This is a genomic window from Pseudomonas sp. (assembly GCF_036404235.1).
Lineage (GTDB): Bacteria > Pseudomonadota > Gammaproteobacteria > Pseudomonadales > Pseudomonadaceae > Aquipseudomonas.
This window is the reverse complement of sequence record NZ_DASWOT010000066.1, coordinates 18629-34507: the sequence shown is the minus strand read 5'-3', so window position 1 is coordinate 34507 and position 15879 is coordinate 18629. Positions and strand designations below refer to the sequence as shown.

Annotated in this window: 6 protein-coding genes; 1 reads left to right on the top strand and 5 read right to left on the bottom strand. The window is 59.0% G+C overall.

Features of this window, described 5'->3' with window-relative positions; all coding sequences use genetic code 11:
- On the top strand, nucleotides 1-7953 hold a 7953-nt coding region (locus tag VGC62_RS08550), incomplete at its 5' end, for an amino acid adenylation domain-containing protein (RefSeq protein WP_331186639.1).
- A 251-nt stretch (nucleotides 7954-8204) separates the two neighbouring features.
- Here the strand turns inward: VGC62_RS08550 and VGC62_RS08545 are convergent.
- The 5 genes from VGC62_RS08545 to VGC62_RS08525 all read right to left on the bottom strand — a co-directional run bounded on the left by VGC62_RS08545 (nucleotide 8205) and on the right by VGC62_RS08525 (nucleotide 15858).
- The gene (locus VGC62_RS08545; protein WP_331186638.1) at nucleotides 8205-10661 is read right to left on the bottom strand and encodes a TonB-dependent siderophore receptor; all 2457 of its coding nucleotides are present in this window, start codon (nucleotides 10659-10661) and stop codon (nucleotides 8205-8207) included.
- A gap of 150 nt (nucleotides 10662-10811) precedes the next feature.
- Nucleotides 10812-11660 carry a N(5)-hydroxyornithine transformylase PvdF gene (locus VGC62_RS08540; protein ID WP_331186637.1) on the bottom strand — a complete coding sequence of 283 codons (849 nt, stop codon included), beginning with the start codon at nucleotides 11658-11660 and terminating at the stop codon, nucleotides 10812-10814.
- A gap of 26 nt (nucleotides 11661-11686) precedes the next feature.
- Nucleotides 11687-13351, bottom strand: a complete 1665-nt coding sequence (locus tag VGC62_RS08535) for a cyclic peptide export ABC transporter (RefSeq protein WP_331186636.1) — start codon at nucleotides 13349-13351, stop codon at nucleotides 11687-11689.
- A 46-nt stretch (nucleotides 13352-13397) separates the two neighbouring features.
- A complete protein-coding gene (locus tag VGC62_RS08530) occupies nucleotides 13398-14717 on the bottom strand; it encodes a lysine N(6)-hydroxylase/L-ornithine N(5)-oxygenase family protein (RefSeq protein WP_331186635.1) in 1320 nt (439 codons plus the stop codon).
- Between the two features lie 31 nt (nucleotides 14718-14748).
- Nucleotides 14749-15858, bottom strand: a complete 1110-nt coding sequence (locus VGC62_RS08525) for an aminotransferase class I/II-fold pyridoxal phosphate-dependent enzyme (protein ID WP_331186634.1) — start codon at nucleotides 15856-15858, stop codon at nucleotides 14749-14751.
- Between the last annotated feature and the right edge of the window lie 21 nt (nucleotides 15859-15879).

The following is a 15879-nucleotide window of genomic DNA, read 5'->3' as shown; positions in this document are numbered from 1 at the left end:
AGCCAGTGGGAGACGTTCTGGCGCAACGAGCTGTCGGGCTTCGAGCAGCCGACGAGGTTGCCATTTGACCGGACTCCGTCCCGGGAAGGGCAGGACTCCGTGATTGGCGACCGCATGCTATGCCTGGATGAGGCTCAGACTCGTCAATTGCAAAGCACGTTGCAGGCCAATCAGCTCACGGTCAATACGCTCGTTCAAGGCGCATGGGCGCTGCTGCTCAGCCGATACAGCGGTGAGCAGGATGTGGTGTTCGGGGTGACCGTGGCAGGCCGACCGGTCGAATTCCCTGAGATGCACAATACCGTTGGTTTGTTCATCAACAGCGTGCCGCTGCGGGTTCGCCTGCCTGACGTGCAGGTCGATATGACGGTCAAGGCGTGGCTGCAAGCCTTGCAGCAACACAACGTCACGCTACGCGAGCATGAACATCTGGCTCTGGTCACGATCCAGAGCCTGAGTGAGGTGGGCAAGGGCCAGCAGTTGTTCGAAAGCCTCTTCGTGTTCGAAAATGCGCCCGTTCAAGACAGTGTCGAACAGGGCGCCAGCGAGCTGAATATCAAAGCAGGCGATTCGCGTACTCACACTAACTACCCTATTACCGTGGTGATCTACCCCGGCCAGGTCCTCGGCTTGCATCTGTCCTACGATGAACGCTTCTTCGATGCGTTGACGATTGAGGCGATGCTTGATGAGTTCAGGCGGATCGTACTGGCCCTCGCCGGCGGGCTCGATCAGTCTTTCCACGGGCTACAGGACTGCACGCCTGTGGCGCTGGAGTCGCCTCGACAGGATGACCGGAACCTCTGTGATGAACCGGGCTATGCCCGTCGTTTTCGAGGCACTGTGGAGCGATTTGCCGAGCGGGTAGGCGCCCGTTGCATGGATCGGCAGTGGAGTTACGGGCAGCTCGATGAACTGAGCGATCATTGTGCTGCAGCCTTGCACCATGCGGGTGTCGTGGCGGATGAGCCTGTGGCGATTCTTGCGCCTCGTGATCTCCCGTTGCTGGGCATGGTGGTGTCCACCTTCAAGGTTGGAGCCGGTTACCTGGCACTGGACCCAGCACTGCCGTTGGCGCGGCAGGCGCAGGTGATGACCCATAGCGCCACGCGCTGGCTGATCTGTGCTCAGGCCAGTCTTGAGTCTGCACAAGCGCTACTGGGACAGATGATGGCGCCGCGGCCGCAGTTGTTGGTCTGGGAGCAACTCCTTGCCCAATCCCAGGCGCCCTGGAGCACAGCTCCGGTTGAGGGCGACATGGGCAAGCGATTGGCTTATGTCATCTTCACCTCGGGTTCGACGGGCGTTCCCAAAGGGGTGATGGTCGAGCAGGCAGGGATGCTGGGTAACCAGTTGAGCAAAATTCCTTATTTTGGGCTCAATGAGCATGACGTCATTGCCCAAACCGCCTCGCAGAGTTTCGATATCAGTGTCTGGCAACTGCTGACCGCAGGCTTGTGCGGTGCAACGGTCGATATCGTGCCGCAGGTAATTGCACAAGACCCCGAGGCTTTACTCCTACATGTCGCCAGGCATCGAATCACTCTTCTGGAAAGCGTACCGTCGCTCATTCAAGCATTCCTGGAACTGCCGCCGCTGGAACTGCCCAGCCTGCGTTATCTGCTGACCACAGGTGAGGCGATGGCCCCGGCGTTGGCCGCACGGTGGCTGGAGCGTTATCCGGACATTGTGTTGGTCAACGCTTACGGGCCAGCCGAATGTTCGGACGATGTAGCCTTGCACCGGGTTGTGCCTGAAGACTGTGATGCGCTGCATTTACCGGTGGGCCTGGCGACAGACCACAATCGCTTGTACGTCCTCAACGACAGGCTGGAGGCAATTCCCCGGCGTGCCACCGGTGAGCTGCATGTCGCCGGTGTCGGGGTAGGGCGCGGTTACCTGGCTGATCCGGTGCGTACGGCGCTGGCATTTGTGCCCAACCCCTATGGCACGGCTGGCGGTGAGCGCCTGTACCGTACCGGCGACCGGGTTCGCCAGCGAGGGGCAGACGGAGTGCTGGAGTTCATCGCAAGGACCGATCATCAGGTCAAAATCAGAGGCTACAGGATCGAGCCGGGCGAAATCGAAACTCGTCTTCGTACACATGAGGGCATTCAGGACTGCGTGGTGGTGGATGTCGAGGGACCGTCCGGGCGCCAGCTCGCCGCTTATATAGTGGTACGCCCAGAGGTTTGGGAAACCGCAACGCAGGTGTCCGTGCTTCGCGAGTTTCTCGGGCAAACCTTGCCTGAATACATGCTGCCAGCGTACTTCGTGGCGGTTGAGCGTTTGCCGCTTACACCCAACGGCAAGCTGGACAGAAAAGCATTGCCCAAGCCGGAGGTGCATGAGCTGCTTGACCGCTACGTGGCGCCTGTCACCCCGCTGGAGCACGAACTTGCACAGATTCTTTGTTCGGTACTGAAGGTGCCTCGTGTCGGTCGGCATGACAACTTTTTCGAACTGGGCGGTGACTCGATCGTCGCTATCCAGGTGGTCAGCCGTGCCCGTAAGGCAGGCATCCAGTTATCGCCCAAAGATCTCTTCCAGCGCCAGACTGTTGCGGCCCTGGCGACGGTGGCCAAGCATGGGGTATCTCAATGTGTCGACGACAAGGACGCCAGCGGGCGCTTCGGGCTGACGCCCATTCAGCGCCAGTTTTTCGAGGCGTCGATACCCGAGCGTCACTTCTGGAACCAGTCAGTGATGTTCCAGGTGCAACAGCCGCTGGACCCGGTGCTGCTCGAAAAGGCCTTGTGTGCCTTGGTGATTCAGCATCCATCGTTGCGAACGCGTTATGTACGTGAAGGCGAGGAATGGACCAGTGAATACGTCAGTGAGGCCGAGCAGCATCGGATGTGGGCGAGCGATCCTGTGCTTTGGGTCGAGCGGGCGGGTAATGCTAGCGCGCTTCGTGACCATGCGCAGCGGGCCCAACGCAGTTTGAGCCTGGAGCAGGGGCCGCTGTTACGGGGGTTGTTGGTCGATCTGGAGCAGGGCGAGCAGCGGTTGTTGCTGGCGATTCACCACATGGTGGTCGACGGTGTTTCCTGGCGCATCCTGCTCGATGATTTGCAGTCTGCCTACAAGTGCCTTGCCGACGGTGTGGCACCGGCTTGGGAGCACACCTCAAACAGTTTCAAAACCTGGGCTGAGCATTTGGCTGACTATGCGCGCAGCGTTGCGCTGCGCCAGGAGCAGGCCTACTGGACTTCCCATCTTCAAGATGCCCCTCGAGGTCTGCCTTACGACAACCCGAACGGGAGTCTGCAACACAAACATGCGCGCTATGTCACCTGTCAATTGACTGAGGCCGACACCCACCAGCTACTGCATCAAGCCCCCGCCGCTTATCGCACTCAGATCAACGATCTGCTGTTGACGGCTTTGGCTCGGGTTGTTTGCCGCTGGACCGGAAACGACCGTTCGCTGATCAAGCTGGAAGGGCACGGGCGTGAAGAACTCTTTGGCGCAATCGATGTGTCCAGGACGGTGGGCTGGTTCACCACGATGTACCCAGTCTGTCTGACGCCCTGCGCCGATGTTGGCGACTCGATCAAGGCGATAAAGGAGCAGTTGCGCGCCATTCCCCTCAAGGGCCTGGGCTATGGCGTGCTTAAGTATTTGGGTGATGCTGCTACGCGTCAGGTGCTCGATGAGCTTGCCGAACCGTTGATCACGTTCAACTACCTGGGGCAGTTCGACCAGGCGTTCGATGACAACAGCTTGCTGCGACCGGCCAGTGAGGACATCGGCGGCGACATGAGTGAGGCCGCCCCGATGGAGAACGCGTTGTGCATTAATGGGCAGGTCTACAACGGCTGCTTGAGTCTGACCTGGACCTACAGCGACCAGTGCTTTGAAGCGAGCACTGTCCAAGGGCTGGCCCGTGCCTTGGAGCTGGAGTTGCAGGCTATTGTCGTACACTGCGGCGGCGGGCGCTGCCTGGCCGCGACACCGACTGACTTCCCGCTGGCGCAAGTTACCCAGACCCAATTGGACAGCCTGCCGATTGACTTCGATACGATCGAAGATCTCTATGCGCTGAGCCCACTGCAAAAGGGCATGTTCTTCCACACGGCGGATGCGCAAGGCAGCGGCCAGTATGTCAACCACATGAGGGTTGATGTGCAGGGCCTGGACATAGAACGCTTCAAAATGGCTTGGCAAGGCGCTATAGACAATCACGAAGTGTTGCGTGCCAGTTACCTTTGGAGCGCATCGGCGCAGGAGCCGTTGCAGGTCATCAATCGCCAGGCGACGATGGCATTTTTTGAATACGACGGGCGTGATTGGGACATGCCCGAAGCCGCCCTGGATGCCTTGTGCGTAGATGACCGCAAACGAGGGTTCGACCTGGCGCAGCCGCCTCTGATGCGCCTGCACGCTGTACGCATGGGGCCGGATCGTCACCACTTGTTGTATAGCTTCCATCACATTCTGCTCGACGGCTGGAGCAACTTCCAACTATTGGGCGAAGTGCTGCAACGTTATGCAGGAGCAACGGTAGCTGCGCCGGTTACACGGTACCGGGATTACATCCATTGGCTCACCGAGCGATCATCGCACAAGAGTGAGGCTTTCTGGCGCGCGAGCGTTGCCTCGTTGAGTGAAGTGACACGCCTGACGCATAGCCTTAAAGGCGAGCCGGCCGATAGCAGCTTGTCCGATGTGCCGGGTCGGCTGCGCCACGCCTTGAGCGCCGAGCAGACCCGTCGTTTGGTGGTTTTTTGCCGCGAACAGCGGGTCACTGTCAATACATTGGTTCAGGCCGCCTGGCTGATCCTGCTCAGCCGTTACACCGGCAACGCCACCGTCGCGCTAGGCGCCACGGTGGCGGGGCGTCCGACTGATCTGGTCGGTGCAGAACAGCAAATGGGCAACTTCATCAATACCATTGCCGTTGTGTCCGAGGTGGTAGCCCAGCAACAGGTTGGGCCATGGTTACAGGCGCTTCAGCAATGGAACCTGGAGTCTCGGGAGCATGAGCACACGCCGCTGTATCACACCCAGCGCTGGGCCGGCAGCAGAGGCGAATCGCTGTTCGATACCTTGCTGGTGTTCGAAAACTATCCTGTTGCCGAGGCGCTTGAACAATCGGGTGGATCGGGCCTGACGTTCTCCAACGTACGTAACGAGGCGCGTGATAACTATCCGATTGCACTGCTGGTCGCCCTCGAACAATGCCTGGAGGTCAGCTTGCTGCATGATCGTGCGTTGGTCAGCGCCGAGGCGTCTGCACAGGTCATGGGACACTTCGTGCAATTGCTCGACGAACTGTGCGTCGACGCGCAACGCCCACTTGGCGAACTGCAAATGCTGACGCCCGCTGAGCGGGCCGCACGTTGCGCGGTATGGCAACACCAGGGGCTTACCCATCCGAGCGACCGAAGTGTCCATCGCCTGTTCGAGGCGCGGGTTGCGCAACAGCCGCAGGCGCGCGCACTGATCTTCGGTGAGCGAAGCCTGAGCTACGACGTATTGAATCGCCAGGCTAACCGATTGGCCCATCGGTTGATGAGCATGGGCGTCAAGCCGGAAGTTCGCGTGGCTATCGCGATGCAGCGCAGCGCCGAGCTGATGGTGAGCTTCCTGGCCGTACTCAAGGCTGGCGGCGCTTATGTCCCCCTGGACATCGAGTACCCCGAGGATCGACTGGCGTTCATGATGAACGACAGTCAGGCTGCGTTGCTGATCACCCAGACAGCACTGCTTGACCGCATGGTCATCGATCCCGCACTTGACGTGTTGCTGTTCGATGACGCGGACGCGTTCGCCAACTTCCCTGAATACAATCCGCAGGTTGAAATAGCTGAGCGCAATCTGGCCTATGTCATTTACACCTCGGGTTCGACAGGATTGCCCAAGGGGGTGGCCGTTGAGCATGGACCTCTGGCTACCCATAGTCTGGCTACCGGTGAACGTTACGAGATGACCCCGGCCGATTGTGAGCTGCACTACATGTCATTTGCATTTGATGGTGCCCACGAAGGGTGGATGCACCCGCTGATCAGCGGTGCCAGCGTGCTTATCCGCGACGACGAGCTTTGGACGCCGGAGCAGACCTACCAACAGATGCACCGTCATGGCGTCACTGTCGGGGTGTTCCCGCCCATTTATCTGCAGCAACTGGCTGAGCACGTGCAACGGGTGGGCAATCGGCCTGCCGTACGCGTGTACTGCTTCGGCGGCGACGCGGTGTCTCAGGCCAGCTACAACCTGGCCCGTGAAGTGCTGGACCCGGAATACATCTTCAACGGTTACGGACCTACCGAAACCGTTGTGACTCCGCTGATCTGGAAGGCTGGGCGCGACGACAATTGTGGAGCCGCTTACGCGCCGATAGGCGAACTGGTGGGCAGCCGCAGTGGGTTCATCCTCGATACCGATCTTGGCCTGCTTCCCACCGGCGTTTGCGGGGAGTTGTACCTGGGTGGGCACGGAGTTGCCCGTGGTTACCTGGGACGCCCGGGGCTTACGGCGGAGCGTTTCGTACCTGACCCGTTCACCACCGATGGCAGCCGGCTTTATCGCAGCGGTGACCTGACCCGCTATCGCTCGGATGACCTGGTCGAGTACCTGGGGCGTGTTGATTACCAGGTCAAGGTGCGTGGCTTTCGCATCGAGCTTGGCGAAATCGAGGCGCGGTTATTGGATCAACCGGATGTCCGCGAGGCGGTAGTGGTCGCTCGGGACGTGGCGGGGAGCAAGCAGTTGGCAGCCTATTTGGTCATGGACCCAGAGAAAGCTTCGGTGCCTGAGGACTCGCTGCGCGATGCTCTTAGCCAAGCCCTTCAACGTGTGTTGCCGGCTTATATGATGCCTTCGTGGTATGTCTTCCTTGAGCGGTTACCGCTGACACCCAACGGGAAATTGGATCGCCGGGGTTTACCTGAGCCGTCCGCGACCAACAGCTCTCACGCCTATCAGGCGCCGAAAAACGAAGCACAGCGCCAGTTGGTGAGCGTATGGGAACAGGTACTGCAGATCAGCCCTATTGGTGTAACCGATAACTTCTTCGAGTGCGGTGGCGATTCGATGCTCGGTATGCGGGTCGTTTCGTTGATCAATGCGTTGGATATTCCAGGCGTCTCGCCGCGCATGGCGGACTTGCTGCAAAGGCCGACGATCGTCCAGCTACTCGATACAGGAGGCACGTGTACAAACCTGCTGCCGATGAACCGGGCGGTATCCCAGGGTGCGCCTTTGTTCTGCATCCACGGCGGCTACGGCACAGTGTTCGATTATGATCACCTTGCCCGACGCCTGGATGGAAAGCGGCGTGTGATAGGGGTCCAGTCGGGGATGCTGTTTGACCCGGCTCGGCGCGAAGTGTCGCTCGCGGCCATGGCACGGCAGTACGTAGCGCAGATTCGCAGCTACCAGGCAGAAGGCCCGTATGCGCTGCTTGGATGGTCGCTGGGCGGTGCGCTGGCGATGTTGATGACATACGAGCTGGAGGCTCAAGGGCAGGAGGTCCAATTCCTGGGAATTGTCGACGGTTTTGTCCCTGATCCAGTGTTTGCCAGCGCCCCGGATGATTGGGAGCAAGACCTGAAAAGGTTTGTACAACTGGTGGCGCCGGATGCCGTTTACGGGCCACTCACCGAGCAGAGTTATTCTGAAGAAACGGTGTTGGCGCAGCTTAAGAAGTGCTTGGACAGCTCGGTGGATGGTGTACCTCGCTCTGACTATCTGGGCTTGACGGTCGAGGAGCTGACGAATGTGTTCCGGGTCATGCTCGAACTCAAGTCGCTGGCCCGGCAACAAGGCCCGTACCCACGGCTGAAAGCTCATGCGGCCTGTTGGTGGATCGAGGGGCGTGAACTGGAACGGGCGGCGTTCGTGGCTCAGACGGCACCGTGCAGGCAGGATAGCGTGGTGCGCGATGTCGACCACTACAGCATCCTGCAAAGCGAGCAGTTCTATCGTGATGTGCAAGCACTGATATGAACCAGGCCTCGGGCTGCGCAAGCGGCCTGAACTGAACAGCCCGTCCATGGGAAACCTGGACGGGCTTTTCTTTGGTGCGCCAGCGCGGCGGATACAAATCGACCGCCTATTCGATCCTGTTGTCGCGAGAATAGCCTTGGGCCTTGGCGCCTCATAAAACAAAACCCCGCAAACGAGGCGGGGTTAAAAAGCCAGGGTCTGTCGCCGTTTGATTGTGCGCAACCAAACGGCGACAGACCTGGTAGGGCTACTTAGAAGTCGTATCGAACCGTTAACGTCAGGTTACGAGGGTCGCCGTAATAGTTGTAGAAGGTCCGAGTACTGGCGGGGTCGCTGATACCGCTGTAGTACGTTTTGTCGAACACGTTGTTCAGGTTGAGTTGTGCATCAATGTGTTCGGTGGCTTTTACGCCGACCATCATGTCGAAAACGCTGTAGGCTTTTTGTTCTGTGCGGTGCTGCTCTCCATCGGTGCCGGTAAAGTTGTTGTAGATGGTGTTTTGACGGTACCAGTTACCGCCCACACGCCAGCGTTCCAGGTCGCCCTGCAGGTGATAAGTGGTCGCGACTTTAAATATATGACGAGGTAGGGACGTGTCGAACAAGGTTCCTTCGTTGTCCGGATCGTCGTCTTTTACGTATTTGGATTCGGTGAAGGTATATCCCGCTCCGATGTCCCAGTTAGGCGTGATAGCGCCTTGCAATTCCAGGTCGATCCCTTTGCTGCGGACCTTGCCGGAGGCCTCGTAGCATTCAAGATCACTTGATAGCCCGGCGCCGCAAGTTGTCGCCTTGGCACGGTTTTCCTGATCGATCTGGAAAATCGCCGCCGAGGCATTCAACGCACCGTCGAAGTATTCGCCTTTGATACCGATCTCATAGTTCTTGCCTTCGATAGGCTTGAGTATCTTGTTATCGGCACTGAGGTAGTTCTGAGGCTTGAAGATATCGGTATAACTGACATAGACCGAGTGGTGGTCATCCAGGTCGTAGATGAGCCCCGCGTACTTGGTAACATGCCGTGTGATTTTATAGGCGTCATCGGAGTACAACGAATGACCGTCAAAGTCATACCAATCCAGTCGGCTGCCGAGTATCAGTTTCAACGGGTCTGCCAGGCTTAGCCGTGTGGTGACGTAAGCGCTTTTCTGGTTTTCCTCATTGGTCAGGAACCAGGCATTCTTGTTCGGATAGGGGCGCGCGACGGTGCTGGAACTCCAGGTATCGATATTCAGCCCGGTAGCTGTGGTGATTCCCCCCCCGTGGCCGTCAAACATGCCTTTGCGTTGACTGGCGCCGACCACTAACTCGTGCTCGCGACCCAGCAATTGAAAAGGGCCACTGGTGTAAAGGTCATAACTGCTTTGATCGTCCACGTAGCTGTAGTCGCCGGTGGACTGGTTGTAGCCGCTGGTATCGTCAGTCGTGGATCGATAGAGGTAGCTGGCCAGGTAATTCAGCCGCGACCAGATTTTGGTAGCCGATGCGTTGATTTTCCAGCCGTTGTTCAGGTTGTGCTCAAGTCCGACAAAGGCCGTGTCGCTGTGTTTGTCCCAGTATTCCCAGTCGTTGCCCAGGTAGGTCGAGCGCGACAGATTCAGGTCATTACCGTTCGTGGCAATGGGCAGGCCACCCCAGGAGTTGGTGTTGTTGTCATTGAGGCTGGAGGCCGACAAGGTCAGGGTCGTGTCATCCGTGAGGTCGGCTTCGACGATGCCATAGAACAGCCCGCGTTCGTTATCGACCTTGTCCTGAAAGCTTTTGTTGTCCTGATACACCGTCACTAGTCGGCCGCGTACGTTACCGCTTTCGCTCAACGAGCCCGAGGCGTCGAACTCCGTGCGATATCGATCCCAGGACCCTGCGCTGCCGGTGATGCTGACCTTGGTGTCCTTGGTCGGGCGCTTGCGTACGAGGTTGATCGCGGCGGCCGGGTTACCCGCGCCCTGCATCAAGCCGGTAGCACCGCGCACCACTTCGACGCGGTCGTAGATCGCCAGGTCAGCCATCAACAGGTCATGGGACAGGTACGAGGTGGAGATGCTCGACGGCAAGCCGTCGTACATGATGTTGTCGATCTCAAAGCCGCGGGAGAAATAGGTTTGGCGCTGTGGGGCGTCTTTATTGAGTATCAGTCCGGGGGTGTTTTTCACCACATCGTTCAGGTTGGTCATATGCTGATCGTCCATACGCTGGCGCGTCAGGACCGTCACGGACTGGGGTGTTTCGCGCAGCGACAACGGTAGCTTCGTCGCGGTCTGCATGCTGCCCGTGGTGTAGGAACCGGTCTGTTCGGTGTTCGCGCCCAGCCCGGCTCCGGTGACATGGGTGGCCCCCAGTTCCAACGCCGCGCCTTCGCCAGGCAGTGTCAGGGTCAGCGTATTACCCTGCAGGCTGAACGAAATGCCGGTTCCACCGAGTATCGAGGCGATGGCGTTTTCAGGTTCCATCGATCCCTTCACTGCTGTGCTACGGCGGTTTTCCACCACGCTGGGGCTGTACAGCACCTGAATGTTGGCTTGCCGGCCAAATTCGGTCAGCGCCGTGCTCAGCGATTGCCCGGGAATATCGAAGGCCACTTGTTGGGCCTGCGCGGTAACAGCCACAAGCATCGTGGTCAGGCCGGCAAGGGCGAAGAGTCGGGGTTTGCGCACGGTGTGGCACACAATTAAGGCCCGAGCAATCGGGCTCAGTGGGTTGGTTGACATGGGTGCTCTCTATGTGTGGTGGCGTTTCTAATGTTGGAAGGGATAGCGAAAGTATCCATTGGACGCACCAGACTGAGAAAACCGGAACGAGAATGGCTCGCTTTCGTGTTTCTGTACCAAAAAAACAGTCGCCGGTTGCGCAAAGGCGCTTCAGTCCGGTGAAAGCACATTGAATTCAACGTCCGCAAGCCGTACCAACCCCTCGCTCAATGCGGGAAAGAGACTGCGGTTGAAGTTGTTCCAGCGCAGTTCGAGGATAGTGTTCTGCGGTTCGATCCTCGTGTTGAGTACGTCATGGATGACCTCTCCGGAGTCGATACCGTTGTCCATGTAATGGAAGGATGCACCGGTCATGTCCAGGACTGGCGCCTCGATTTCCTGGCGAGTGCTCCAATTGATGACCTTGCGCCCCCGGGCGCCGTACAGGGCATCCCAGGTTGCGTACGCGCCGCGCCGTTCATACGGGGATTCAAGGCGGGTTATGCCGGGGTGAATGTTGACCATCTTGCGGTAATACGGGCTACCAGGGCGTACCAGTTCGTCGAGGATGACCAGCAAGCCATCGACCACGACCAGTTCAATCTGCATGGCTTGTAGTTGATGCAGCAGACGTTGTTCGAAATCATGCTTGCCGGCAGGGCGCTCGGGCGAATTGAGTGGCAAGCGCCGATACGTCGAAGGGATCGAGATAAGCAGATCATTCACCCTGCGTCCTTGAACCTTGAGTTCAGGCGGGTAGAACCAACCCTGTCCCTCGCTGCTACTCAAACCATACTCAGCGAGGCTTTCGCGGTCTCTTGGGGAGTCTGCATCGTCGTCGTAGATCACCATTTCCAGGCTATAGAGTTCGCCCAGGTCGGTCTCGTTGAGCTGTTCGACAAGGTACTCCAGCACCGATTTCATATAGCGCTGTTCGTTCTTATACACAACAGCTTGTCCCGCCTTGTCGGCTGCGGCGTTACGCAGGGACCAGAGGTAAGCGATTTTCTTTTTGCTCATGGTGAGTGTCCTTGAGAAAAGGGGTGTCAGACCGGCTGCAGGACTGAAGGGTCGACGCGTTCGGCAGCCACACGTCCCTTGTCCATCCGGATTAATTGGTCGGCGATATGGAAATAACGGTCATCGTGGGAAATCACGATCACGGTGCGGCCCTGGCGTTTCATCTCTGGCAGCAACTCGGTGTAGAACACGCGTCGAAATGCCGGGTCCTGATCGGCGGCCCACTCGTCGAACACCAGGATCGGCCGCTCATCGAGCCAGGCGTTGACCAGGGCCAGGCGTTTGCGTTGACCGGTGGACAGCGCCGTGGTGCTGTAGCCGCCATCCACCAGGCTGACCTTATGGGCAATATCCAGACGTTCGAGATAGCGGCTGACCAACTCGGGTTTGTCCTGTGCGCCGGGGCTCAGATCATCGAACAAGTGGTGGTCGGCGAAGATGGTGGTGAACAGTTGCCGGTAGTCGTCACGCTGGACATCGCCGATGCATTGCCCGTCCAGACGGATCTCGCCGGCTTGCGGTGGATAGAGGCCCAGTAACAGCTTGATTAGAGACGTCTTGCCGCAGCCGTTTTCGCCAACAATGAACAGAATCTCGCCACGTTGCACTTTGAGGTCCACCGGGCCCAGGCAGAAGGGTTCGCTACCTTCCACGACCGGGTAGTCGTAACGCACATTGTGCAGTTGGATGCAGTCGAACGACGATGGCTTCTGGGGTTCGCCAGGTTGGCCCTGGGCCTCGGGGGAGGAAAAGCGCCAGGACAACTCAGCCACTCGGCTCAGGGCGATGCATGCCCGGTTGACCATTGGCAGGTTGATCACCAACTGTTCCAGGGGCCCTTTCATGTACAACATCACCAGCACGAAGCCGCCCAGCACTGTGCGCTCCGCGGCAGGCCAGAGCACCTGGAAGGCGATGGCCAGGCCGATCACCGCGAAAAACAGCATCGAGCCAAAGGTTTCTGCGCTGATGAAGATGTTCGCCGCGCGGATATTGGCCTGGGCAATCCGCTCGGTGACACCGTTTATCAACTGATCCCGCATGTTCCAGCGGCGTGGTCGCTGGATTCGCAGCTCCTTCGCCCCATCGGTGATCGATTGGTAGTAGCTTTGCAACTCGTCTTCACCATCACGTGCCTGGGTCAGGCACACATTCCCGAAGCGCTGGGCAACGTATTGGGCGCCCACACCGATCAGCACGGTGATCACCGTCAACAGCAGGATTTGCCACGACAGCACGGCCAGATAGCACAGGCAGGCCAGGGTCACCGTAAAGGCGATCACCATTGGCGCCACCGACAAGGCGAAGGTGCTGATGGTGGTGACGTCGTTGAGCAGGATCGGAATGAGTCGGTGACTCTGGAAACGTTCCAACTGTTCGATCGGCGCTGCCAGTACCTTGCCCGCCAGCTCCCGGCGCAGGTTGCGCACCACCCGTTGACCGACGTAATTGGTCAAAAGACGCGATCCGGTCGAACACACCAGCGTCAGCAAGCAGAAGCCGGCGAACTGTAGCGCCAGCAGGGCGGTCGCCCCAGCTTGCTCGTTCATCGCGCGGTTGATGGTCGCCAGCAGCGCGGTCACGCTCAGTCCGCTGACCACGCCCATCACGATGGAGGCGAGCACCGCTAGCCAGAAAGGCTTGAGAATGCGCCAAGTCTCGTGGGCCAGACTGTTCACAGTAATGGTCATATCGAAGTCTCGGTGAGCCGATCAGTGGGGGATGTCATCGTTGCGCTCAGAGGCTCGCCAATGCAGGCATTGATTGCTCAACGTGATGACTGGCGTTAAGTGCATACAACGCCCGCCCAATTTCCTCGCTGCGTGCAGGCAGCACGGACAACAAGGTGTCGCTCAGTCCATGGGAGGCTTCGCAGAAGCCTTGCAAGAAGACCGCAGCCTTGAGGTCCGGGCTGGTCAGTGCGCGGTAATGGCGATCGACTTCGTACTGTTTGAGGTGCTGTTCCACCGGGGCTAACAGATCGCGGTGCGAGCGGCGGTCGTAGCCGGTAGCCAGGATCACCGCATCGTAACGGTGCTGGCATCGGTCACCGGTGGTCAGGTCTTGCAAGATCAGTTCGATACCTTGTTCAGTGGCACAGGCCGCGTCGATCTGCTGCCGGCAAAGTACGTGTTGGCGATAGTTTTTCGACACTTTCTGGCGGTAGAGAATGCCGTAGATGCGCTCGATCAACTGCGGGTCGACCACCGAATAATTGGTGTTGTGGAACTCCTGCAGCAGTTTGCTGCGCTGCTGCGGCGGCTGATCGAAAACCAGGTCGGTATAGACGGGCGAGAAGATGTCGTTCACGAACGGGGTGTCGTCGGCAGGCTTGAGCGCAGAGCCGCGCACGATCATGTCGACGCTGGCGGCAGGGTAGTTATCATGCAGGTCGATGAAGGCTTCCGCAGCGCTTTGTCCGGACCCGACCACAGCGATGCGGGTCGGTACGCCCCTGGTGCAGGGCAGCGTCTGGATCCGGTTCAGGTAGTGGGCATGATGGAATACGCGAGGGTCGTCCTTAAGGCTTGTGAAGGGTTCGACGATGCGCGGTGTCCCGCCGCTGCCGACCACCACCGCATAGGTATGACGAGCCTGCTCGCGTCCTTGCCGGTCGCGGGTGATTACGCGTAGGTAATCGCCATTCTCGGACGGCTCGATGCGCAGTACCTCTTGGCCATAATGGGCTTGATCGTCGAAGTGGCTGGCGACCCAGCAGAGATAGTCATTGAACTCCATTCTCGATGGATAGAAAGTTCCCAGGTTGATGAAGTCCACCAGGCGCCCATGCCGATGCAGATAGTTGACGAAACTGTACGGGCTGGTGGGATTGCGCAGTGAAACCAGATCCTTGAGGAAGGAAATCTGCATTTCGCTTTGGCTGACCAGCGTATTGCCGTGCCAGCGATAATCGGCCTGCTTTTCCAGGAACACGCTGTCGAGGATACGTCCCTCGCTCTGTGCAAGTTCCTCCAGGGCGATGGCCAAGGCCAGGTTGGAGGGGCCGAAACCCACACCGATGACGTCATGTATGGTCTTGTTGTGGAGGGTATTCATCGCGAGGCTCCTTGACGGACGGGATTCGATGTCATGCGTGCTGCATGACAGTAAAAAAGGTGTCGAGAAAGGCTTTCATCTGTTCGGCGGTGCCGACGGTCACGCGCATCCAGTTGGGCCACGCTTCGAATACTCGGCCCACCCTGACGCCACGCTCAGCCATTGCGCGGATCACAGGCGCGGCTGGGTGCCCGAGGTCGATCATGAAGCAGTTCGCCCGAGCGTCGGTGCAGCGGTAACCGGCCGCCTGCAAATGTTGGGTGGTCTCGCGCAGGATGTGTTGGTTAGTGGCCTTGCGTTCGGCCACCAGGCCTGATTGCTTTAGGCTGGCGATTGCGCCAAGGCTGGCGCTTACTGAAATGAAGTTGTGGCCGTTGAGTATCTCCAGGCTCTTGAGTACCTGAGGCTTGGCGATTGCCAGGCCCAGCCGCGCGCCGGCCATGCCGTAGAGCTTGGAAAAGGTGCGCAATACCATGACGTTGTCGTGTTCGACAGCCAGGTTCAAGCAAGGTGGGGCATCGGAGAAATGGATATAGGCTTCGTCGATGATCGCCAGGCAGCCCGGGGGCTTGTGGCTGACCAGGTGCTCGATATCGGCGTATGGCGTCAGCGTGCCGGTAGGGTTGTTCGGATTGCACAGGTAGATCACCCCAGCCTGAACGTCCGCCGCGAGCATGCCGCGCACGTTGTGGGCATGGTTTTCATCCAACGGGACTTCGTGGACCTTGGCGCCGACGTCTTCGGCGCCATTGCCCACCGAGTCGTAGGTGGGCGCGGCGGTGACTACGCTCCGCGCCCCGGCATAACGTGCCAGGGCGTACTGCAATGGCGAGCGCGTACCGCAGAACGCCGCCACATGGTCGCTGGGCAGATGATTCTGCTCGGCGAACAGTTCGATCAGGCGCACCTGTTGTTCGTAGTAGTAACGCCCGCTCTGCCGGGCGCCCAGCTCCATGGCTTTCACCGCAGGCGCGCAGGGGCCATAGGGGCTCTCGTTGTAGTCCAGGCGGATGACATCATCGCCAAAGATCGGGTCGACGTTGCTATGTTGGCGTTCATCCTTGGCCCAGGCGGGTAAGGCGGACGCCAGGCTGGCTAGGGTCGCGGCGGTAACAAAATGGCGGCGGCTGAAGTCGGTCATGGGTGACTCTCCTTGTTCGTG

Bases quoted from the DNA above. Each gene is read 5' to 3' on its own strand.
- VGC62_RS08535 (WP_331186636.1), bottom strand. From the start codon at position 13,351: ATGACCATTACTGTGAACAGTCTGGCCCACGAGACTTGGCGCATTCTC.
- VGC62_RS08525 (WP_331186634.1), bottom strand. From the start codon at position 15,858: ATGACCGACTTCAGCCGCCGCCATTTTGTTACCGCCGCGACCCTAGCC.
- VGC62_RS08545 (WP_331186638.1), bottom strand. From the start codon at position 10,661: ATGTCAACCAACCCACTGAGCCCGATTGCTCGGGCCTTAATTGTGTGC.
- VGC62_RS08530 (WP_331186635.1), bottom strand. From the start codon at position 14,717: ATGAATACCCTCCACAACAAGACCATACATGACGTCATCGGTGTGGGT.
- VGC62_RS08540 (WP_331186637.1), bottom strand. From the start codon at position 11,660: ATGAGCAAAAAGAAAATCGCTTACCTCTGGTCCCTGCGTAACGCCGCA.